The 21,815-nt window shown below is 66.7% G+C and carries 22 protein-coding genes; 12 read left to right on the forward strand and 10 right to left on the reverse strand.

The features are described from left to right. Positions 1–19: 19 nt before the first annotated feature. Together CKW34_RS23050 and CKW34_RS23055 are read left to right on the forward strand one after the other, a co-directional pair. On the forward strand, positions 20–349 hold the full coding sequence (locus tag CKW34_RS23050) for a GYD domain-containing protein (RefSeq protein WP_059382652.1): 330 nt from the start codon (positions 20–22) through the stop codon (positions 347–349). A gap of 75 nt (positions 350–424) precedes the next feature. Next, positions 425–1,723, forward strand: coding sequence for an MFS transporter (locus CKW34_RS23055; RefSeq protein ID WP_059382651.1), 1,299 nt, complete (start codon positions 425–427; stop codon positions 1,721–1,723). Positions 1,724–1,762: 39 nt separating this feature from the next. Here the strand turns inward: CKW34_RS23055 and CKW34_RS23060 are convergent, their stop codons facing one another. The 5 genes from CKW34_RS23060 to CKW34_RS23080 form a co-directional block, all read right to left on the reverse strand. Further along, positions 1,763–3,460, reverse strand: a complete 1,698-nt coding sequence (locus CKW34_RS23060) for an AMP-binding protein (protein ID WP_059382650.1) — start codon at positions 3,458–3,460, stop codon at positions 1,763–1,765. Continuing rightward, a complete protein-coding gene (locus CKW34_RS23065; protein ID WP_059382649.1) occupies positions 3,457–4,332 on the reverse strand; it encodes an alpha/beta fold hydrolase in 876 nt (291 codons plus the stop codon). Before CKW34_RS23065 ends, CKW34_RS23060 begins: the two co-directional genes overlap by 4 nt. Next, positions 4,329–5,069 (reverse strand): hypothetical protein, encoded by a 741-nt coding sequence (locus tag CKW34_RS23070; protein ID WP_059382648.1) that lies wholly within the window; start codon positions 5,067–5,069, stop codon positions 4,329–4,331. The genes CKW34_RS23065 and CKW34_RS23070 overlap by 4 nt, the downstream gene beginning before the upstream one ends. After that, positions 5,066–6,262: an acyl-CoA dehydrogenase family protein gene (locus CKW34_RS23075; RefSeq protein ID WP_059382647.1), complete on the reverse strand. Its 1,197-nt coding sequence runs from the start codon at positions 6,260–6,262 to the stop codon at positions 5,066–5,068. The genes CKW34_RS23070 and CKW34_RS23075 overlap by 4 nt, the downstream gene beginning before the upstream one ends. An 86-nt stretch (positions 6,263–6,348) precedes the next feature. After that, on the reverse strand, positions 6,349–6,948 hold the full coding sequence (locus tag CKW34_RS23080) for a TetR family transcriptional regulator (RefSeq protein ID WP_059382646.1): 600 nt from the start codon (positions 6,946–6,948) through the stop codon (positions 6,349–6,351). A gap of 125 nt (positions 6,949–7,073) precedes the next feature. On the opposite strand from CKW34_RS23080, the gene CKW34_RS23085 reads away from it, so the two are divergent. From CKW34_RS23085 to CKW34_RS23095, 3 genes are read left to right on the forward strand one after another with little or no spacing between them, the layout of a single operon-like run. Continuing rightward, positions 7,074–7,571: a nuclear transport factor 2 family protein gene (locus CKW34_RS23085; protein ID WP_059382645.1), complete on the forward strand. Its 498-nt coding sequence runs from the start codon at positions 7,074–7,076 to the stop codon at positions 7,569–7,571. Next, positions 7,568–7,942 carry a DUF485 domain-containing protein gene (locus CKW34_RS23090; protein WP_059382644.1) on the forward strand — a complete coding sequence of 125 codons (375 nt, stop codon included), beginning with the start codon at positions 7,568–7,570 and terminating at the stop codon, positions 7,940–7,942. Before CKW34_RS23085 ends, CKW34_RS23090 begins: the two co-directional genes overlap by 4 nt. Then, positions 7,939–9,555, forward strand: a complete 1,617-nt coding sequence (locus CKW34_RS23095; RefSeq protein WP_059382643.1) for a solute symporter family protein — start codon at positions 7,939–7,941, stop codon at positions 9,553–9,555. Before CKW34_RS23090 ends, CKW34_RS23095 begins: the two co-directional genes overlap by 4 nt. A gap of 4 nt (positions 9,556–9,559) precedes the next feature. On the opposite strand, the gene CKW34_RS23100 is transcribed toward CKW34_RS23095, so the two are convergent. From CKW34_RS23100 to CKW34_RS23115, 4 genes are all read right to left on the reverse strand, one after another. Next, positions 9,560–10,903, reverse strand: a complete 1,344-nt coding sequence (locus tag CKW34_RS23100) for a phosphotransferase family protein (protein ID WP_059382642.1) — start codon at positions 10,901–10,903, stop codon at positions 9,560–9,562. An 88-nt stretch (positions 10,904–10,991) separates the two neighbouring features. Then, positions 10,992–11,174 (reverse strand): hypothetical protein, encoded by a 183-nt coding sequence (locus tag CKW34_RS23105; protein ID WP_026061210.1) that lies wholly within the window; start codon positions 11,172–11,174, stop codon positions 10,992–10,994. A gap of 75 nt (positions 11,175–11,249) precedes the next feature. Continuing rightward, the gene (locus tag CKW34_RS23110) at positions 11,250–11,852 is read right to left on the reverse strand and encodes a PIN domain-containing protein (protein WP_059382641.1); all 603 of its coding nucleotides are present in this window, start codon (positions 11,850–11,852) and stop codon (positions 11,250–11,252) included. A 74-nt stretch (positions 11,853–11,926) separates the two neighbouring features. Next, entirely contained in the window at positions 11,927–12,337 is a 411-nt protein-coding gene (locus CKW34_RS23115) for a helix-turn-helix domain-containing protein (protein ID WP_016692580.1), read from the reverse strand. A 217-nt stretch (positions 12,338–12,554) separates the two neighbouring features. Here CKW34_RS23115 and CKW34_RS23120 point away from each other — a divergent pair. The 4 genes from CKW34_RS23120 to CKW34_RS23135 all read left to right on the forward strand — a co-directional run bounded on the left by CKW34_RS23120 (position 12,555) and on the right by CKW34_RS23135 (position 17,904). Continuing rightward, positions 12,555–13,975, forward strand: a protein-coding gene (locus tag CKW34_RS23120) for an IS3 family transposase (protein WP_095092064.1) whose coding sequence is annotated in 2 segments (ribosomal slippage) — positions 12,555–12,918 and positions 12,918–13,975 — 1,422 coding nt in all. Because the reading frame shifts where the segments join, the coding sequence is not laid out codon by codon here. Between the two features lie 1,053 nt (positions 13,976–15,028). Further along, complete coding sequence (locus CKW34_RS23125; protein ID WP_059384839.1) at positions 15,029–15,622, forward strand: NYN domain-containing protein; 594 nt, start codon at positions 15,029–15,031, stop codon at positions 15,620–15,622. Next, positions 15,619–16,434, forward strand: a complete 816-nt coding sequence (locus CKW34_RS23130) for a hypothetical protein (protein ID WP_155419000.1) — start codon at positions 15,619–15,621, stop codon at positions 16,432–16,434. Before CKW34_RS23125 ends, CKW34_RS23130 begins: the two co-directional genes overlap by 4 nt. A gap of 186 nt (positions 16,435–16,620) precedes the next feature. Continuing rightward, entirely contained in the window at positions 16,621–17,904 is a 1,284-nt protein-coding gene (locus CKW34_RS23135) for a hypothetical protein (RefSeq protein ID WP_059384841.1), read from the forward strand. Positions 17,905–18,050: 146 nt separating this feature from the next. Here the strand turns inward: CKW34_RS23135 and CKW34_RS23140 are convergent. After that, positions 18,051–18,859 (reverse strand): IS5 family transposase gene (locus CKW34_RS23140; RefSeq protein WP_414896218.1). Its coding sequence is split into 2 segments (ribosomal slippage): positions 18,051–18,509 and positions 18,512–18,859, totalling 807 coding nucleotides; the frame shifts between segments, so codons are not numbered across the junction. 238 nt (positions 18,860–19,097) lie between these two features. Between CKW34_RS23140 and CKW34_RS23145 the strand changes: the two genes are divergently transcribed. From CKW34_RS23145 to istB, 3 genes are all read left to right on the forward strand, one after another. Further along, positions 19,098–19,385 carry a hypothetical protein gene (locus tag CKW34_RS23145; protein WP_095092065.1) on the forward strand — a complete coding sequence of 96 codons (288 nt, stop codon included), beginning with the start codon at positions 19,098–19,100 and terminating at the stop codon, positions 19,383–19,385. 77 nt (positions 19,386–19,462) lie between these two features. Further along, the gene (gene istA, locus CKW34_RS23150; RefSeq protein ID WP_155418985.1) at positions 19,463–20,962 is read left to right on the forward strand and encodes an IS21 family transposase; all 1,500 of its coding nucleotides are present in this window, start codon (positions 19,463–19,465) and stop codon (positions 20,960–20,962) included. Next, entirely contained in the window at positions 20,959–21,747 is a 789-nt protein-coding gene (istB, locus tag CKW34_RS23155) for an IS21-like element helper ATPase IstB (RefSeq protein ID WP_059384679.1), read from the forward strand. The genes istA and istB overlap by 4 nt, the downstream gene beginning before the upstream one ends. Positions 21,748–21,815 lie beyond the last annotated feature (68 nt).

A 21,815-nucleotide genomic window follows, 5' to 3' on the forward strand; every position in this document is an offset into this window, starting at 1 on the left:
TCCTCGAAAGGAGACGGTCATGCCGCGATATCTCTGGCAGGTGAACTACACCGCGGACGGCGCACGCGGGCTGCTCACGGACGGCGGTACGTCCCGGCGCGACGCCATCGTCCGGATGGTCGAAAGTGTGGGCGGGACGGTCGATTCGGTGCACTTCGCGCTCGGCGGCCACGATCTGTACGTGCTCGGCGAGGTGCCCGACGAGGTCGCGGCCGCGACACTCGAGCTCCGCACCATCGCCTCCGGTGCCGCGCGCTCCACGCCGATCGCTCTGCTCACTCCCGAACAGGTCGACGAGGCCGCGCGCCGCGACGCGAGTTACCGGACGCCGGGGAGCTCGGGCAGCTGACCGCTCGCCTCCCACGACACGCTGCTGGGTATCGTCTGCTCATCCTGTTGCTTTCCCGAAGAAAGTGAATTCGTGATGAGTGTGCGCCCGGCCCAGCGCAGCGACCGCCGCCCGGCCCGCATCCACCCGGCATGGTGGGTCGCCGCGGTGGCCTTCCTCGCGTTGTTCGGCGCCGCCGGCTTCCGGGCGGCACCCGGCGCGCTCATGGTGCCGCTGCACGACGAGTTCGGCTGGTCGACGAGCGTGATGTCGCTCGCGGTGAGCATCAACCTCGTCCTGTTCGGACTCGTCGCACCGTTCGCCGCCGCGCTGATGGACCGGTTCGGCATGCGCCGCGTGATCTCGTCGGCACTGTTCCTGGTGGCCCTCGGCGCCGGCGGCAGTATCGCCATGACCGCCTCGTGGCAGTTGCTCGTCTTCTGGGGACTGCTCATCGGTACCGGTACGGGATCGATGGCCCTGGTCCTGGCGGCGACCATCGCCGACCGCTGGTTCGTCGAGCGTCGCGGCCTGGTGATGGGCATCCTCACGGCCGGTTCCGCGACCGGTCAGCTGGTGATCCTCCCTCCCGTCGCCGCGCTCGCGGAGAACGTCGGGTGGCGGCAGGCCTCCCTCGTGATCGCCGCGGCGGCGCTCGTCGTCGTCCCGCTGGTGTGGGCGGTGATCCGCGACCGTCCCGACGAGCGCGGTGTCCTGCCCTACGGGGCCGACCCCGGGACCTACGTCGCGCCGGCGCGGGCAACCGGTGGTGCCGTCGCCCGCGCTCTCGAAGGGCTGGCCTTCGCGGTGCGTCACCGGGCCTTCTGGGCGCTGGCGATCGCCTTCGCCATCTGCGGAGCCACCACCAACGGGCTCGTCGGCATCCACTTCATCCCCTCGGCCCACGACCACGGCATGCCCACGACCACCGCGGCGAGCCTGATGGCGGCCGTCGGGATCTTCGACATCGTCGGCACCATCGCCTCCGGATGGCTGACCGACAAGTTCGATCCCCGCAAGTTGCTGGCCTTCTACTACACCTTCCGCGGCGTGGGCCTGCTCCTACTGCCCTGGCTGCTGCAGGAGTCCGTGCATCCCAGCATGATCCTGTTCGTCGTGGTCTACGGCCTGGACTGGGTCGCCACCGTGCCGCCGACCGCGATGCTGTGCCGCCGGATCTTCGGCGACCGCGGAACCATCGTGTTCGGCTGGGTCTTCGCCTCCCATCAGATCGGTGCCGCGGCGGCCGCTTTCGGAGCCGGGGTCATCCGCGACAACCTCGGCACCTACACCTACGCGTGGTGGGCCGGCGCGACCCTGTGCGTGGTCGCCGCCTCGTTGTCGATCCTCACCAGGGGCCGCGTCGCCACGACCGCACCGGCGGGCCGCAACTGAGCGACGCGACCGCGTGCGAATCGTGACGATGCAGGGGCACTATCCGGTTCGGGAGTCGCGTTCGCTACCGGCCCACTCGCGGGCCCACTCGCGCAGTTCCACGGCGCGGATCTTCGAGCCGTTGCCCCCGACCGTGGTGGGCATCCGCTCGATGATGTGGATCGCCGTGGGCACCTTGAATGCGGCGAGAGTCTCGCGGCACCAGGTCCGAAGTGTCTCCGAGGTCGTGTCCGCGGGCGCGTCGTCGGTGGGGACGACGAATCCGATCGCCTCGGTGTATCCGCCGTCGCCGGTGATGCCGACGACCTTGGCCGTCGCCACGCCGGGATGCTCCGCCAGGCGCGTCTCGATCTCGGCGGGGTCGACGAGGAAGCCGCGCAAGCGCAGGACGTCGCCCATTCGGCAGATGTAGCGGAAGCCTCCGTCTCCGAGGTCGACGGCGAGGTCGCCGCTGCGGAACCAGCCGTCCGCCGTGAACGCGCGTGCCGCGGCGTCGGGGTTGCCGAGGTAGGCGTCGACGACGTTCGGGCCGCGGAACTGCAGTTCGCCCTGTTCGCCGGCCGGGAGGACCCGATCGTCGTAGGGATCGGCGACCCGCAGTTCGATCGCGGTGTCGACCGCGCGTCCGCCACCGTTCCAGCGCACCGATTCCGGATCGTCGGCGTTCCACAACATCGCGAGGGCGAACACCTCCGACGACCCGAACACACCGGACGTGTGGGTGCCGAATTCGTCGCGCAGCCATCGGGCGATCTCGTGGGAGCGGCCGAGGAAGTCGGCGATGCCGACCCAGCGCAGTGACGACAGATCGACGCGTTCGCCGTCGTGCCAGGCGTCGTAGAGACGGCCGAACAGATCGTCGGCGCCCACCGCGTGCGTGACCCCGACCTCCTGCATCCGGCGCAGAACGGCATCCGGATCGAAGACCGTCTCCATGAGCAGCGCTCCCCCACCGGCGAGTGCGGCCATCGCGGTACTGAAACCGAAGACGCCCGAGACCGGGAGCACGCACAACGCCACGTCGCCCTCGACGACCTTCATGATCACAGCGTCCGCACGTCCGTGGCGGACGACGGCGTTACCGCGGTGCGCGGCCAGCTTGGGCACACCGGTGGAACCGGACGTCGTGAACGCCACCGCGATCCGGTCCTCGGGATCGTCGTCGATCCCGGCCGGGGTGAGTGTCGCGGTGTCGGGGGTCTCGGGCGCGCTCGCGCCACGCGTGTCGCCGCTACCGGCCGTCCAGGCTCCTCCGCCGAGGTCGAAGTCGGCCGGGGAAGCCGACGCGTTCGCCGGTCCGGACACCACCGCGACCACCGGGGTGGCCACATCGGGGACGGACGCCGCGGCCTCGGTGAGCCGGCCGAACAGGTCGAGTCCGTGGAAGGCGGCCGGCACGGCCACGACGGCAGGTCGCGCGGCGGTGAGGATGTGCGCGACCTCGCGGGTGTTGTAGCGGGTGTTGACACCGATGACGTGGGCGCCGAGTGCGGAGGCCGCGAACTGCCACACGAGTGCGTCGGACCAGTTCGGCAACATCACCGCGATGCACTGGCCCGCGCGCAGGCCGATGCCGTCGAGTTCGCTGCGCACGGCCTCGACCCGGTCGCAGAACTCTCCGCGGCTGCGCGCCACCGCCACGTCGTCGACGATGTCGTAGGCGATCGGGGCATCCGGGTTCGCGGCGACGAGGCCGTCGAGCAGTGCGGGCAGGGTGTCGGTGCGGGTGGTGGTCACAGCGCTGCCTCCTCGGGAACAGCGACCCGGCGCAGTTCACCGATCCAGGTGTCGGCGAGCGCGGCGAAGTCGTCGATCTCCTCCATCGGATAGTGTCCGATACCGGCCAGTGCCGTGAAGCGGGCGCGTCCGGGAAGTGCATCGTTGATCGTGTCCGCGGCCCGGGCCACGGCATCGGGGTCGATCCACGGGTCGTCGACACCGGCGACGAGATGGATCGGTGCGGTCACCCGGTCGAGACGGTCGCGCACGTCGTGGGTTCCCCAGCCGATGAGGTCGGACGACGAGATCTCCGGGTCCTCCCGCTTGTGCATGAGCGCGATCGTGTGTGCCTTCGCCTCCGGAACCGAACGTCCCACGGATGCAAGGGTTCCCAGATAGGTACGCTCGGAGCGCGACGGACCGGCGACGTCCTCGAGTTCGCGGCGCAGACCGGCGACGTTGACGCGGCCCGGGCCGGGTTCGGCCTCCATTGCGACGGCACCGGACAGCGGGCGGTCCGGGCGGGTCGCGAGTTCGAGGGTGAGCTTGCCGCCGATCGAGCAGCCCATGACGAACGGCCGGTCGATGCCGAGCGCGTCGAGCACCGCGCACAGCCAGTCGCCGTAGGCGATCAGGCTCGTGACGGGGCCACCGGGTGCGGGTTCGGAACGTCCGTGGCCGGGCAGATCGGGGACAATGACCCGGTAGCCGCGATCGGCGAGATCGCGGGCCACATGGCGCCACTGCACGCCGCTCTGGCCGGCGGTGTGGATGCACAGGACGGTGGGCAGATCGGTCGCGTCGAGAGCGCTGCCGGATCGTGCGTCGGGGGTGACGATCTCGACGAAGCCGAGCGCTCCGCCGATCTCCAGATAGCGGGCCTCGATCATGAGCGGGCCTTTCGGGCGAGGGCACGGGCGTGCCCGATGATCGTGTTGAGCGGCTTGGTCAGACGCAGGTACTCGTATCCGTCTCCGGTGGAGGAGAATTCGCCGCGGATGGCGCGGCGCATGAAGTCGTCCTCCTCGGACAGGACGAGATCGGCCCAGGCGTGGTCGGGTGCGACGAAGGTGAACGTCGCGCCGTGCGGGGTGCGCCGGGTGACGTCGACGATGCGTCCCTTGTAGATGCGCAGGTGCAGTTCGGTCTCGCCGCTGCGCAGTCCGATGGTGCCGTCCCAGGTGGACAGCGACGAGGTGAATTCCCGGTCGTCGGAGAGGCTCTCGGCGAGCAGGGCACCCCAGGCCGGTGTGCAGAAGTCCAGTTCGGGAGCCGACGGCTGTTCGTCGTCGAAGGTCCATGTCTCGGTGCCGGATTCGCGTACCGTGCCGGTCGCGTCCACGAGCCGGACGTAGCGGCGCGCGGTCCGACCGGACACGCGGGTGATCACGGTGTCCGCCGAGACGACGTCCGAGACGGAGACCGGATCGTGTGCGTTCCAGTCGAATCCGGACGGGACACCACCGGGGACGGGCGTGACGAGCGATGCGACGGCCAGGGCGCCGAGGACGGGTGAGTTCGCCGGTGCCACCGTGCCGGCGTCGGTCAGGACATCGGCCACGGCGCGGGGTTCCGAGACGGTGCGGTCCCCGACGGTGAGCGGGCGGGTGACGGTGTGTGCGCTCATGCCTGTTCGGGCCTTCCCAGGAGTTCGTCGGAGATGATGCGCATCTGGATCTCGCTGGTGCCCTCGAAGATCTTCGTCAGACGCGCGTCGCGCCAATGGCGTTCGACCTGGAAGTCGGTGGTGTATCCGGCGCCGCCGTGGATCTGCACGGCCTCGCTGGTGACCTGCTCGGCCATCTCGGTGGCGACGAGCTTGCACATCGACGCCTCGAGCGAGCACCGCCGGCCGGTATCGATGTCGGTGGCGACCGAGTACATCAGCTGACGCGCGGCCTCGATGTCGGCGGCCATCTTCGCGATCTTGAACCTCAGATGCTGGAAATCGCCGATGGGGCGGCCGAACTGACGGCGGGTGTGCACGTACTCGATCGAGTCCTCGAGCGCGGCGCGGGCGAGACCGATGGCGCGGGCGGCGGTGTGGGCGCGGCCCACCTCGAGACCGGAGACCGCGAGGTAGAAGCCTTTGCCCTCTTCGCCGAGCATCTTGTCGGCCGGGATGCGGAAGTTGTCGAACGACAGTTCCCAGGTGCTCCACCCGAAGTAGCCGATCTTGCGAACCTTGGTGCCCGAGATGCCCTCGGGGAACACACCGCGTTCCTTCTCGACGAGGAAGGCGCTGATGCCGCGGTGCGGCTTGGCCGGGTCTTTGTTCGGATCGGTGCGGGCGAAGAGCACGAGGTAGTCGGCCTCGTCGGCATAGGTGCACCACATCTTGGTGCCGTTGACGACCCACTCGTCGCCGTCGCGGACGGCGCGGCACGAGATGTTCGCGACGTCGGAGCCGGCCTCGGCCTCCGACAGGGCATACGCGCCGAGGTACTCACCGCGCGCGACCTTGGGCAGCAGTGCCGCCTCCTGCTCGGGGGTGAAGCCACCGCCCATGCCGTTGCCGCGGGCGAGCAGACCCGACACGCTCATCCATGCGCGCGACAGTTCCTCGGCCACGAGGCAGTACTCGAAGACGCCGAGTCCGAGACCACCGTGTTCCTCGGGGATCATGATCCCGAAGAAGCCGATCTCGGCCATCTCCTTCTTGAGGGAATCGGGGATGGTGCCCTGGACCGGGTCGAGTTCGTTGGCGACGGGCAGCACCTTCGTCATCGCGAAGTCGCGGGCGAGGTCGCGGATCGCGAGGCGTTCCTCGGTGAGATAGCGCGGGGAATCGGTGCGCGGCTGCGAGGGGCGGTGGGTCATGGGAGGTGCACTCCTTCGATGGACCGGAGTAGGTCATTAACGCTTGTTCACCCAGTACAGCACGGCACTTATGGCCCGTCAACGGTTCAGCGCGAGTATCCGACCAGATTGAGCGCGTATCCGGCGAAATCGTCGGCCACCTCCTGCGCCGAGAGGGGTCCGTCCTCCCGGAACCAGAGGGGGATGCCGGCGCACATCGTCAGCACCGCAGTGACCCCCTGATGCACCCGTTCGAGCGTGAAAAGCCCTTGCTCCACACCGTCTTCCGCGATGTCGACGAAGAGCTGTTCCTGGGCGTCGCGCGAACCCACCACGCGCTTGCGGTCGAGCGGGCCGAGATACCGCAGTTCCGAATTCGCCACCAGGCAGGCCCGCGGATTCCGCGCGGTGTACAACGCGTGGGCCGCGACCGCCGCGCGCCACCGCTCGGCCGGATCGTCGCCGACCTTGCGCAGGGCGTTGCGGGTCGCCGTGAACTGCTCGTCGCTCGCGCGGCGGAGAATTTCCACGAGCAGTTCCGACTTGTTCTCGAAATGGTTGTAGACGTTGGCAGCGCTACAACCTGCGGCGTTGGCGATATTGCGCATCGTCGCCCCGTGGAATCCGCACTCGTAGAACTCGTCGAGCGCGGTCTCGAGAATCCGTTCCCGAATGGACGAGGACGCACCGTTCGACCGGCTGTTCATCCCTGCACAGTAAGCGCAGATCGCGCCGACCAGCAAGAACCTTCCCGTTGACGGGGATGTGCACCGTTGTTATGGTCCGCATCACATGAACGGTTGTTAATAACCCTCACAACGGAGGATCTGCTGTGTCCAGTCCCCACCCCGAGTCGTCCCTGCTCGACCGCATCACCCGCCTCGAAGACCTCGAGGCGATCCGGAAGCTCGACGCGCAGTACTGCCGCCACCTCGACGACGGCAACTGGGACGCGCTCATGGACCTGTTCACCGACGACGGCGAGTTCGACGGCCTGTCCCACCCGCGCGGGAAGGAGGAGATGCGCACCTTCTTCGCGGGACTCGCCGACGGCGGGCTGACCTCCTTCTGGCACTTCATCACGAACCTCGAGATCGACCTCGACGGTGACCGTGCCACGGTGCGCTCGTTCCTGTGGCAGCCCTGCGTCACCGACGGTGCGCCCGCGATCGCGGCCGGTCGCTACAACGACCGGGTAGTCAAAATCGACGGCCGCTGGCTCTACGAGGTCAAGCAGGTCCGCTTCCACTTCTTCGGCCCGCTCGAGGCCGGCTGGGACGAGAACCTCTTCGCGCTCGACAGCGCCCGTGGCGCGGCGGTGCGGGCATGACCGACACCGTGAACGGCGTCCCCACCTCGTCCCCGGAGGACGAGCTCGTCTGGACGCGGATGCTCCACCTTCCCGAGATCGCGGAACTGCGTCGCCGACGCGCCCGGGTGACCAACACGCTCGGTGGCATCACCGTCGTGCTGTTCACGTCCTTCCTCGTCGCCTTCATCGGGTTCCCCGATCAGTTGGGAACGACCGTCGTCCTCGGCGTCCCGCTGTCGCTGTGGGTGGTGTTCTCCCAGTTCGCCGGAACCTGGGTGCTGGTCTGGGCGTACTTCCGTCTCTCCCGCACCTACATCGGCCCCGCCGTCGACGACGCCGTCGCAGCCGTCGAACGGAACCGTCCCGCATCCGAGGAGGTCGCATCATGACCGGTGACGCCGATTATCTCGCCATCGCGATCTGCAGCGCCGTCATCTCCCTGACCCTGTGGGTGACCTTCGCTGCGTCCCGGCGCGCGAAGAGCGCCGACGGATTCTTCGCCGCGGGTCGCTCGATCTCGAGCTGGCAGAACGGATTCGCCATCGCGGGCGAATTCATCTCCGCCGGCAGCTTCCTCGGCACCACCGGCCTGATCTTCTCCAAGGGCGTCGACGGCACCGTCATCCTGTTCACGTCCGTCATCTCGTTCCTGCCGGTGCTGTTCCTCCTCGCGGAGAAGATGCGCAATCTCGGCAAGTACACCCTCGCCGACGTCCTCGTCTTCCGCACCGACTCGCGGAACGTGCGGGTCGCGGTCGCGCTGAGCACGATCGCCACCGGCACCTTCGTGCTGCTCGCCCAACTCGTCGCCGCGGGTGTGCTCCTCGAATCCGTCTCGGGCATCCCGTTCTGGCTGTCGGTGGTGGTCGCCGGATCGCTCATGGGCATCTACGTCTTCGTGGGCGGCATGCTCGCCACCACCTGGGTGCAGGTCATCAAGTCGACGATCCTGTCGGTGCTCGCGATCATCGTGTGCTTCGGCATCCTGGCGCAGTTCGGGTTCGCGTTCCCGAAGGTCCTCGACGCCGCGACCGACAACGCCGTCGCGGGCGACGCGATCCTGTCGCCCGGACTGATCTTCGGCCAGACCAGCGCGATCAACCTCGTCTCCTACGCACTCGCGTTCGCCCTGGGCACCGCCGGGATGGCGCACATCCTCATCCGGTTCTTCACCGTCCCCGAGGCCACGACGGCCCGGCGCTCGCTCGGCTGGACCGTCGCGCTGTGCAGCCTGTTCTACCTGATCGTCATCGTGATGGGCTTCGGCGCCGCGGCCGTGCTCGGACCGAACGGCACCGACCTCGTCGGGCCCGGCGGCAACCTCGCAGCGCCCGTGCTCGTCACCGAACTCGGTGGCGGAGCCGGCACGATCGGTGGGTCCATCGCGCTCGCACTCGTCGCCGCGGTGGCCTTCGCGTCCATCGTCGCAGTGGTCGCCGGTGTCGTGATCTCCGCAGCCGGCACCTTCGCCCGCGACGTGTGGCCGGCGGTCACCCGGAAGGAACCGATCGAGAATCTCGACGCGGACGAGCAGGCCCGGGAGGACCAGGCCCAGGCCCGCATCGCGCGGTACGGGGCCGTGTCCTTCAGCGTCCTCGCCATCGGTCTGGCCATGCTCATCGGTGACGACACCAACATCACCTTCTTCATGGGCATGGCGTTCATGGTGGCCGGCAGCGCACACCTGCCTGCCCTCGTGCTGAGCCTGAACTGGCGGCGGTTCAACGCCACCGGCGCGGTCTGGGGTGTGCTCACCGGTCTCGTCTCGACGATCGTGAGCCTGATGTTCACCGAGGCCCTGTGGATGGGCAGCGGGCCCGCTCCCCTGACCATCCAGCTCCCGGTGATCGTCACCATGCCGCTCGGCATCGCAGCGTGCGTGATCGGGTCGATCGTCGGCGAGAAGCGTCGGGGACGCGGTCGCCTCGAGGACGAGAAATTCGCGGAGATGCTGGTGCGCGCGGAGACCGGCATCGGCGCGGAGGTCGCCGCCACGCACTGATCCGTCAGCGATATTTCGGGTTCGCGACCTTCAGCCGGTTCGCGGCCAACCCCCTGATCACCTCGGCGACCTGCGGGTCGTCGAGGTGATCTCGTCCTGCACGCACCCCGAGGGCGAGTTCGGCTTCGGAGCGGTAGCCGAGCCCGGCGAGCCGCACACGATAGGTCTCCCGCACCCCAGGGGCGAGGGTGGCCTCCCGGGCGGCGATGCCGAGGACGTGCGCCGCCACCCGGCTGCGGTAGCGGGTCTTCGCATCGGCGCCCGCCCCGACCTCCAGGACGAACTCGCGGACCGCCTCGAGCAGCTCCTCGACGGGCGGTGCTCCCAGGAATTGTGGGGCGGGAGGAGTCTCCGTCTCCTCGCGAGGAGGAACGCAGAGCAGGTCCAGCAGGTCGTGTTCGCACTCGGCGACGCGGCGGCCGATGGCGAGCAGTTCGAGGGTGTTGTCGCCTCCCGTCGCCGCGGCGGCGGCCTGCATCCGGCAGATCACCGCCCACCGCAGCGAGCCGTAGACCTCCCACCAGTGGACGACCTCGGGGTCGGGACTCTCGCCCGATTCGTCGGCGTACCCGCGGAACAGGTCGTCGCGGGAGCCGAACCCGCCGACCGGATGCGCCGAACCGAAACGCCACGTCCGGGTGCACAGCCATCCGAGGTCCTCCATCGGATCACCCACGTGCGCCAGTTCCCAGTCGAGCACCCCGCGCACACCCTCCGCGTCGACGAGGAGGTTCCCGTTGCGGAAGTCGCCGTGTACGAACGCTTTCCCGGTCGCCGGTGGACGGTTGCGGGTGAGCCACACGAAGGCGGCCTCGAGCGTCGGCACAGGTTCGCCGTTGGTGAGGTACTCGTCGAACAGGGAGGTCAGCGGGTCGTGTTCCGGCAGGTTCGGTACGGCCTCGATGTCCATGCGGTGGATCCGGGCGAGTATGCGTCCGAGTTCGTAGGGCAGCGCGGCGTGGACCTCGGCCAGATTCTCGTCGCGCAGCAGCCGCTGCGGCAGTGCCTCGCCGGGCACCTTCGACATCACGAGGTAGGCGCCGATCCCGGGGTGCGGTTCGTCGCCGCTGCGGTCGATGACGTCGGGCACGGGCACGCCGACGCGGGCGGCCTCGTCGAAGGACGCCGCTTCCATAGCGATCCTGCGTGCGTCCTCGCGTCCCGGCGGGTCGCGGCGCAGGATCAACTCCCGGGTGTCGCCGGTGGCCGACGCCGCGGTGATCGCCCACGTCTCGCGGCTCGCACCACCGGTGAGCCGCTCGATGCGCCGCAGCGTCCAACTGCCGTCGAGTACCGACGAAAGACGCTTCGTCAGTTCGTCTTTCAATTCACCACTGACGCCACCCACCGCGACCTCCCCAGTTCGGTTCCCTGCGGTGGATACTCCCACGGGGATCGGCGGTGTGCGAGCACTTCCACCGCGACGTCGCGGAGTGTCAGGCCGCGAACCCCACCGCCCCGATGACCGGGATGATCGTCATGAAGACGATGGCGATCGCGAAGAGCGTGATGGTGATCTTCTTGTCCCAGCGCGATCGCGTGCCCGTCGCGGCGAGCATGAAGAAGACGAACCCCACGCAGATCGATCCGATACCGATGACGACGGGTGTTTCCAACATGGCTCCATCATCGCCCATCACCGGTTCGCTCTGCGGTAGCGGCTGCGAGAACCGATCACAATCAGCCGTGTCGTCTCAGCTACCTTCGGGGACACACGAGAGAGCTCGAGCCACCGCCGGTGCTTGCATCATTTTGCGGATCGCGGCGGCGAAGTTGGGAGCCTGTGCGTCTTCGAGACGAGCCACCAGGTTGAACGGTCGATCGAGTCTGCGGTGATAGGCGATCTGTTCGAGCAGGGCTTCACGGACAGTGGAGATTGCGTCCCGGTGGACGAGCATCAGGAAGTCGTCCGGGGTATAGACCTCATAGCCGAGAAATTCGTCATGAGCTACCGCAAAGTCGTGAAACCCATTGTCGCTGGTGATGACATATTGGACGTCACCATGTTCGGCAGCGGCATGCAAGTGCGCGTCGTACTCGTCTGTACATGCCAGACCCGGATCGATTTCGTATCCCTTGATTCGGCCATGTGCGGCCACTCTGACGATGTTGTCCCGCACTCCCCCGATCTGACGATCGGAGAAGTGCGGGTGCTTCTTGCGCAGGTGATATACCAACTCCGCAAGAATGTCCTCGGTCCAACGCAGGTGGAACAATGGCGGACCGGACCTGTTGGCCAGCAGACAGAGCCAGTCCCTCAAAGTCCGCGAATACAGTACGTTCGCGTCCGGCAGCACGTTCGGCACTCGTGAACTCACGCGTGTGACAATAGGCTCCCTACCGCCACATACACATACGAGCCTTCCGACTGTCAGTAATCCAGTCCCTCGGCTTCCTCGAAGTCGCGCAGATCCTGCAATGCGGCCCTTTGTTGCTCGCGCAGCCGGTCTCTGTAAGCGAGGACGTCCGCAGTATGGAGTCGCGTGTGGGTCCCGACCTTGTGTCCTGGGATCTGCCCTTCGCGGATCAGTTTCATCAGCGTCGGGCGAGAGATGCCGAGTAGATCCGCCGCTGATGTAGTGGTCAGCTCATCCGGCATCGAACCGATGGTTACCGTGCCACCCGCAGCGACGATTTGCACAACTTCGGTGAGGATTGCGGCCAGCTCGGCGGGAACCACCGACAGCAGATCCGCAGGGTTGAACGCTCCGGCCTGCGACACCTGATCCGATGTCACCGTCAGTGTCGTCTTTCCCACGCCGCGATCGATCACTGCGTCCATCACTCACACCTCCTGCATCCACTCCGACCGTAGCCACTTTCACTTATAAGTGCAACATATTTGTAGGGGGTGATACCCGCCCCCCGGGACGCCCGAACCCTGCGTGTCAGCATGAGCTGAGTCCACTGGTTCACAGCAACCCCGCCTGCAGGGCGAGATACGGATCAACCCAACGATGACGATGTCCACCCCTACAGCGGTCGAGGACAATGACCGCATGGCCTCCACTCACCCCCGCGCCGACGGACCCCGCCGGCGCGTGTTCAGCCCCGCCGACAAGCTCTCCCACCTGGCCGCGTACGAACAGGCCTGCGAGACGAACGAGGGCGGGGCATACCTACGCCGTGAAGGCCTGTACTCGTCGCTGATCAGCGAGTGGCGCAAACAACGCGACGCCGGGGTCCTCGACGGCAAGCAGCCCGGCGCGAAGATCGGCAAGCTCACCGCCGAGCAGGCCGATATCGCCCGCCTCAAGCAAGAGCTCGCCCGGGCGAACAAGCGGTTGACCACCACCGAGGCCGCCTTGGACATCATGGGAAAAGCGCACGCTCTCTTGGACTCTCTCTCCGAGAGAGCGGATTTCGGCGACAAGCCCAACAAGCGCTGACCGTAGCGTGGACCGAACTGACCGAAGCCGGGGTGTCGACGAGGACGGCCAGCACGCTGACCGGTGTGGTCCGCTCGACCGCGGTCCGGCGGCGCACCGCAGCCACCACACCGACCCCGCCGGTGATGTCGGCTCCGCCGGTCGAGCCGGCGAACAAGCTCACGCCGATCGAACGCCGCCGCATCCTCGAGGTGCTCGATAGTGATCGGTTTGTCGATCAGGCGCCGCTCGAGGTGTATGCGCAGCTGCTCGACGAGGGCATCTACCTGTGCTCGGTGTCCACGATGCACCGCGTGTTGCGGGAGAATACGCAGGTCAGTGAGCGTCGCCGGCTCGCGAGGCACCCGGCGAGGACCTGCCCGGAGTTAATCGCGACCGCGCCGCGGCAGGTGTACTCGTGGGACATCACGAAGCTTGCCGGGCCGGAGAAGGGCCGCTACTTCGATGCGTACGTGATGATCGACATCTACTCGCGGTACATCGTCGGAGTCCATGTTCACGCGCACGAATCGGGTGTGCTGGCGCGGGAGTTGATGGAGCAGATCTTTGCCGTACACGGCATTCCGCAGGTCGTGCACGCTGACCGTGGTACGTCGATGACCAGCAAGTCCGTCGCCGCATTGCTGGCCGATCTCGAGGTCACTCGCTCGCATTCGCGGCCGCGGGTTTCGAACGACAATCCGTATTCCGAATCGGTGTTCAAGACCCTCAAGTACGGGCCAGGGTTTCCTGATCGGTTCGGATCACTCAGTCAGGCAAGGGAATTCATGATCATCTTCACTGAATGGTACAACCACGAACATCGCCACACCGGAATCGGGTTGCACACGCCCGCCGATGTCCACTTCGGTCTGGCCGCCGGCAAGGCCGCCGAACGCCGGCAGGTACTCGATGCCGCTCGTGCCCGGCATCCGCACCGCTTCGGCACCACCACCGCGCCGAAGATCCTCGACCTGTCCGACACCGTCTATATCAACCGGCCAGCCGACGATTCCGAGGCCACAGTGGAGGACGACACGATAGCCGCCTGACACCCACTGGACTCAAACCGCTTGACACATTCCGCAGCGGCGGTCAGCAGGGCAGATGCCCGGCATGGTGGACCCGGTCTCCCTCGGATCGATTGGCAGTCAGAGGACATAATCCCCTCCGTGCCGGGCAAGCCGGGCCGTCACATCCCGCCGGTCGCCGGCTGGTAGCGCGCTTCCGGCACGCCGCAGATCACTGCTGCGCCTCGACCAGCCCGTCGACGGTGGCACCGAGTGTTCTACGGCCGTATCGGTTATCGTCGTGCCACCTCCCGAGGTCCCACAGGCGATCACTCCTCAGGTCGAATACCTGTCCGCAGCACCACTGAAGCCTATGTCCACGAGCGCACCCTCACCCCGCCATGGCCGTCATCTCGGCTCGGCGCCTGACCTGCACGACCTCCTCGACCAGCCGTGTAACGATATTGTCGACCTGTCTCGGCAGAGCATCTCCTGCGGTGTTCTTGGCGCCGTCTCGGCGAACCCTTCCCGTCCGACGCAACGCATCGGCGTTCACAGCAGGAGCAAACGCCCGGTGTCACAGTGACGAATCGCCGGGGCAGCCGCCCACTTACTCTTCGCTCCCACATCTTTCTGATGAGAAAACAGATCGAAGTAAGAAATCTGCGGTTGCAGATAAGGCACTGCCTCATGTCAGCCAACGGAAATAAGGATCTACCCTTTATTCTTGTTCAGCCATAAAGACATCATCCGAATCCGGAACCGAGAAAGCCTTAAAAGGCTTTTCTGCCCTTCCGATATTCGAGGCATAGAACTCGAAGTCGTCCAATAATCTTTTAGCATGCAAGTTCTCGAATTGACTCAAACCCGCAGGTAGAGTGGATTTTTCTCGATCCGAGGCCATCTTCAATAGGGCGACGGGGACCACCGCAGGGGTAAGCCACAGGAGGGCTACGAGACCGGCAAAGAAAATCCACTCGGGAAGGTATTGCGGAATTCGTCGACGACTGCGAAGATACGAATGCACCCGCCCCCGGAAACGGTTGGTAGCCAGGAGGGGCGAGGCATTCGAATTCGGTTGTTAGGAGAACACTCGTGAGTGATACCCCTGCGTCCTTCAAGCTCGTCGTCGATCTGTACAACGTGCTGGACGGCATGGTCAGCGTACTTCCCTGGGGTCGACCCAGCAACACCGTCGACCTGAACATGGGCCGGATGGCCGACGTCATCGCCGCCAAATCGAACCGGCCGATCCGCTTCGACGAGATCACCGTCCACATGGGGGTGTGCGACCCCGGCCGCCACCCCCAGCGGTACGCCACCGAACGGGCGATGATCCGGCAATGGCAACTCGATCCCCGGGTGAGTGTCCGCAGCCGCCCCAGCGCGTTCGATCCCGTCACCGGCACCTATACCGAGAAGGGCGTCGATACCGCGATCGCGTTGGATCTGTGCACCTCTCAAGGGTCCGGCCGCTTCGACGGGGTCGTGCTGTTCAGCGCCGACGGCGACTTCGAGCCGGCACTGGAACAGGCCTACCGGGCGCCGGGTGCGACCGTGCAGCTGGCACGATGGGCCGGCCAACCCAGCCGACTGTGGCTGCCGGGCGAGAAACTGTGGTGCTTTTATCTCGACGAAGCCGATCTCGCCCGGTGCTCGGTTCCGTGCACCACCTGGGGCATCGCATGATCGAGCGGCAAACCGGAACCGCCGCGACCAGCACCGAGTTCCTCCACGTCCTGCTCGACCGGATGGCGCCGGACGGGGCGTGGGCCGCGGTGGCGGGCACCGTGGAGGCAGTGGAGATCGTCATCGAGGCAGCCCGCAGCACCGTCCTCGAGCCCGCACGCCGTCTGGCCGCAGAAGAGGCCATAGATCCTCGGTTCGAACCGGGGTCAGGTCATCAGTGGCCGGACACCGAGGGGTTCTACCTCGCCGCGATCGCGGTGCGATTCGCTCAGCTCCTCGACAGTTGCGAGGCGGTTACCTCCCTGCACCGTAGCGGCCACCACCGTGCGGGATGGGCAGTGCTCGACCAAAGCGCCGACACCCTCACCCGCCTGTGGATGCTGACCGAAACGATGGTGTTCGACCAGCCGCGGGACGAGGCACGACGCTCCTCCCATGCCTGGTACGCCTTCGCTCAGGCCTACAACCGGTGTGGACTCGGTGCACCGGTAGCGGTCCACCCCTTCGATGCAGCGTTGGGCGATGACGTCACCGAAGACGAGGACGTCAGCCTCGCCGCCGGCCGGCATCGAGCTCCCATGCATGCGCGCGACCTCGTCGCTGCGATCACAGAAGGTGTGCGGCTCGCGCAGGTGTACATCCCGGGTGCTCTGCAACTGGATCCGGCCGCGATCGCGGAGTTGCCCAGCGCAGCCGCGGGTTTCGACAACGCCCGGCTGGCGCAGTCGCAACTGCACCTGACCGCAGGACTGGTCTATTCGGCAGCGGTCTCGGTCGATGCAGCCTTCAGGATCAGCATCGGCCACCGCTGAACGACCAGATACACACCGCATCGGACCATCGGCTTCACGCAGCCCCGCCCTGCTCCACCGGCACCCTTCGCCTGCCGCCTTCGTGTTCCCGGTCAGTGACGTGTCTACCGGGGGAGGATACGAGGCTCATTGCCACAACTTGCTTCGGTGAACACGCCGTGACGGATTACGCCCCGAGGAGTTCATGTGCAGAATCCCCCGCCCACCACGTCAACCGATCTACTCGACCAGGTCACCCTCCTCATCGCAGAGGACCAGCCCCACCTCGCCTACACAGACGAAACCCGGACAGTGCTGCGCCACTTCGAGGCCTTCCACGACGGAGCGCCACAAAGCTATCTCGGCTACCGGTACCGTCTCCGTGTCCTCTTCGACGGTCAGCGTGGCTCGCTGCCTGCGGTGGACGTGCTTCGGTTTATCGCAATGACCGTCGACGACGGCAGGTCGCTTCGGCAGCACCTGAACAAGAAGTATGGTCCGTTCGATGAACCCGGATTCGGTGGCGGACAACCGGATAACGCGTATGTCGATGAAGCGACCGAGTTCCTGGCCAAGGTGGAGTCCTGGGCACGGTGGAAGCACAGCGTCGACACGGCCACAGCGGAAAGCGAGACTCTGAGCCACCTCGAGAACATGATCGCTCTCCTGCTGGCCAGCGACATCTCGGATGCTTCCGAGGTCCACGACTACTTCATGGCGGAGATCTTCAAGCGCCTCGACGACGCCGGTATATCAACGACACGTGCCTTCATCGCAAACGCACTGATACAGCCGTTGCTGGACGACCGGGCGCACGATTCTGGCCGGGCAGTACAGAAGATCCGGGCCCAGTTCCGCGATCTGCGTGAAGGCCGGTACGACTTCCTGCGCCGGTACGAGGACAGTCTTGCCCACCGAAAGCTCGAACTGGCGGAAGAGCGGATCGATTTCGAAGTGCTGCCCCCGGGCACCGATCCGGAGGCGTATGCGCGGAGAGAACATCGCCGCACTGCACCGCAATCGGGACCTCGATTTGCCCCGGAAAAACTCCAGGTGTTGAAGGACCTCGAACACTACTTCGGACCCGAGCGCTGCCAGTGGCTACACGGAAAGTCGTCCCGCCGCACTCTCCCCGGTCCATTCGGCACCAACATCAACGGTTCCTATCTGGTGTTGCTTATCCGGCATGTCGACCGCAGCGGCCGCCATATCGGTGATGATGCGATCGCCCTCAGCCCCCTCACTGGCCAGGCCACCTTCTACGTACGACACGACGCCGTCGACCATTCCTGGAAGGAGATCTTCTCCTACCCCAAGCGTGACGCCAAAGCGATGGGAGCCCGCCGACTTCACCTGAAGGGACCGACCGGATGGGACCCCGCGACCGCGTTACGGGAACGGTTGATCGCCCTCGCCCAGTGCTCACCGCGCCAATTCCGTGAAGGCACAATATTCCCGGTTCCGGGCTCCCACAAGTACACCGTCACTTGATGACATGGCTCGGCGACGGAAACTTCATCGTCCCTCGGACCTTGACGCTTCGAGGCAACGGCCGCCTCGGCCGCGCGCCTGGCCGATAGAGCGCTCTTACGTCAAACAAAGTCCGCGGTAGTTCCTTGGGCGTCTTAGAGCACGTCTCATTTGGTGAGTTTCTTGAAGCAGGTCAGCGCAGCGGCGAGTTGGAGAAAGGAAGCAAAGTTCTCACCGTGACGTTCGTAGCGCATCGTCAGCCGGCGATAGCCGCTCAGCCAAGCCAGGGTGCGTTCGATCTTCCACCGGTAACGGCCGAGGCGTTCGCTGCTGTCGACGCCGCGGCGGGCGATCCGCGGAACGATGCCCCGGGCCCGCAGCCACCGGCGGTGCACGGGATAGTCGTAACCCTTGTCCGCCCGCAACCGGCCGGGTCGGCGGCGCCGCGGACCGCGAGGTGAGCGCACCGCCGGAATCGCAGCGACCATGGGTTGCAGCATGACACTGTCGTGGGTGTTCGCCGAGGTCACCGCCGTGACGAGGGGAATGCCGTCGGCATCGGAGAGGATGTGGATCTTCGAGCCGTTCTTGCCTCGATCGACCGGGCTGGGACCGGTCAGAGAGCCCCCCTTTTCGCCCGCACGTGCGCTGCGTCCAGGATCGCGGCGGACCAGTCCAGGTCCCCACCGGCACCGAGCCGATCGAGGACCCGGCGGTGCAGCTCGTCGAACACCCCGGCCCGAACCCAGGTGGTGAAGCGGCGGTGTGCGGTCGGAACGCTGACCCCGAACGACGGTGGCAGGTGCCGCCAGGCACAGCCGCTGGTGAGCACGTAGACGATCGCGGTGAACACCGCCCGATCATCGATCGCCGCCCGGCCGCCGCCTTGGGGCCGCGCCCGGAATCCGGGCAGCAACGGTTCGACGATCTCCCACAACGCATCCGGTACCAGCCAGGAAGACAACGCATCGACCACGGCAGTGCATTATGCCGCACAAACGATCTAGGCCATAAGAGACATGCTCTTATAGGGCTCGTGAGACGGAACTCGTAGAGTAGGTCGCGATTGAGGATTGGGTACCCCGATGCAAGAAAATTTGTTCGCCCGATAGTCGACGAATTCGATGCGCTGACCGGCGGAGTTACACAGAAGACAACACGAATTGAGGTGGACTGCTATTGCCACAACAGATTTCGAGTGTTTCGGTACATGCATGAGTGAACCGATCCTCTCGGACTGGGCAGCGGAGGGCGACGACGCCGACAGCTCCGATACCACCAAGGTGCTCGACTTTTTCGGGCCCCCGGTGAACCCGGCGTCCTCGGTGGAGCTGGTGCTGACACAGCATTGTTCCACCCGTGCGGGGAGTATCTTGTACTACCCGATCCGTATCGCGCTGGCTCCCGATGTCCATGGCCATGAGAAAGTCCCCACTGGTGGCCGAGTAACGGTCCCCACCGGTGGTGGCCAGATGAAAGTCCCCGCCTCGTGTTCGTCGTGATTCCCACCGGAACGCCAGGCCTGAGCGGTGAAGGTGAAGGTGCCACCCAGTCACCTGTCACCGCCCAGGGAGTTCCATTGAAGTCTGCGAAGGACCGCATGGACATCATTTCCGCCTACCGCGAGGTCGGCACCTACCGAGGCGCCGCCGAGATGTGCGGCACCACCCACAAAACCGTCCGCCGTGTCATCGAACGATTCGAAGCCGGCGACACCCCGCCCCCACGGCAACCCCGCCCCCGCAACTACGACACCGTCACCGAGATCGTCGCAGAACGCATCGCCTCGTCCCGAGGCAGAATCTCCGCCAAACGCCTGCTCCCCATCGCCGCGGCCGCCGGATACACCGGCTCGGACCGCAACTTCCGCCGCCTCGTCGCCGACGAGAGAACCAAGTGGCGCAAAAACAATCACCGCGGCCGCCGTCCCGCCGTGTGGACACCGGGTGAATACCTGGTCATCGACTGGGCCACCCTCGGTGCCGGTCTGCACCTGTTCTGCGCGGTGCTGGCGTATTCACGGTGGCGGTTCGTCGCCTTCGCCACCGACGAACGCGCCGCCACCACCTTGACGTTGATCGCCGAGGCCCTCGCCGCGATCGGCGGGGTGCCCACCAAGGTCCTGGCCGACCGGATGGCCTGCCTCAAAGGCGCAGTCGTGGCGAACGTGGTGGTCCCGACCCCGGACTACGTGCGGATGGCCACCCACTACGGGTTCCGTCCCGACTTCTGCCACGCCGCCGACCCCGAGTCGAAGGGCGTCGTCGAACACCTCGTCGGCTACGCCCAACGCGACCTGGTCGTCCCGCTGCTCACCGACGCCGACCTGTCCGGCCGACCGGTGAACCTGGCCGCCGCGAACGCCGCCGCGAAGGCCTGGTGCATCGAGGTCAACACCCGGGTGCACACCGAGATCGACGCGGTCCCCGCCCAGCGACTGCGCGAGGAACAGGCCGTGCTCGGGCCGCTGCCGTCGCTGCGCCTGCAGATCGGGCCGCCGCCGGTGACCCGCAAGGTCGACAAGCTCTCCTGCATCCGCTTCGGCTCGGCCCGCTATTCGGTGCCGACCCGACTGATCGGGGCCACCGTCACCGTCACCGCCGGCGAGGGGCGACTGCTGATCGCCGACCCCGCCACAGGGGAGGTCGCCGCCGAGCACGCGCTCACCGCCCCGGGCACCGCGTCGATCCTCGACGAGCACTACCCGACCCCGCGACAGGCTCCCAGTCGCGGTCCGCGACCGAAAACCGAAGTCGAGAAACGATTCTGCGCACTCGGCCCGGTCGCCGAACAGTTCCTCGTCGGTGCCGCCGCGGCCGCCAACACCCGCCTGCCCGCCGAACTCGCGGTGCTGCTGGATCTGCAGGCCGCGCACGGCACCGATGCCCTGCTCGCCGCCCTGACCCGGGCGGTGGCGTTCCGGCGGTTCCGCGCCGACGACGTCCGGTCCATCCTCGACGCCGGCGCCGGGGTTCCCCAACCCCGCCCCGGCGGTGAGGCGCTGGTGCTGGACTTGCCGACCGCCCCGACCCGATCTCTCGACGCCTACGCCGTCACCCGAGAGGAGACCGCGCGATGAGCAGTTCGAGCACCGCCGTTCCGCCGGCGGTCGCGGCGTTGCCCGCCGACCTCGACGCCGGTCTGCGCCGACTCAAACTCGCCACCGTCCGCCGCACCGCCGCCGAGGTCCTGCAGACCGCCAAGACCCAACGCTGGACTCCGGAGGAGGTGCTGCGCACCCTGATCGAAGCGGAGTTGGCCGCCCGCGACGCCTCCAACATCGCCGCCCGACTCAAAGCGGCCGCGTTCCCCGTCGCCAAGACCCTCGACAGTTTCATCGTCGCCGAGTCCTCCATCCCACCAGCCACATTCGACTACCTGATCGGTTTGGAATGGGTTCGTGCCCACGCCAATCTGGCGCTGGTCGGCCCGCCGGGGACCGGAAAATCCCACACCCTGATCGGGTTGGGGATCGCGGCCGTGCACGCCGGGCACAAGGTCCGCTATTTCACCGCCGCCGACCTCGTCGAAACCCTCTACCGCGGCCTGGCCGACAACACCGTCGGCAAGACCATCGACACGCTGTTGCGGGCAGATCTGATCATCGTCGACGAGGTCGGGTTCGCGCCGCTGGACGACACCGGCACCCAGTTGCTGTTCCGACTCGTCGCCGGCGCCTACGAACGCCGATCCCTGGCGGTCGCCTCGCACTGGCCGTTCGAGCAGTGGGGCCGGTTCCTGCCCGAACACACCACCGCCGCCGGCATCCTCGACCGGCTCTTGCACCACGCCACCGTCGTGCTCACCGACGGTGAGTCCTACCGGATGCGCCAGGCCCGACACGAACGAGGTGAACGCCCCTGACCCCAACCCCGAACACCCACGAGGCGGGGACTTCCACCTGGCCAAGAGCGGGGACACCACGATGGCCG

This window comes from Rhodococcus rhodochrous, assembly GCF_900187265.1.
Taxonomy (GTDB): domain Bacteria; phylum Actinomycetota; class Actinomycetes; order Mycobacteriales; family Mycobacteriaceae; genus Rhodococcus; species Rhodococcus rhodochrous.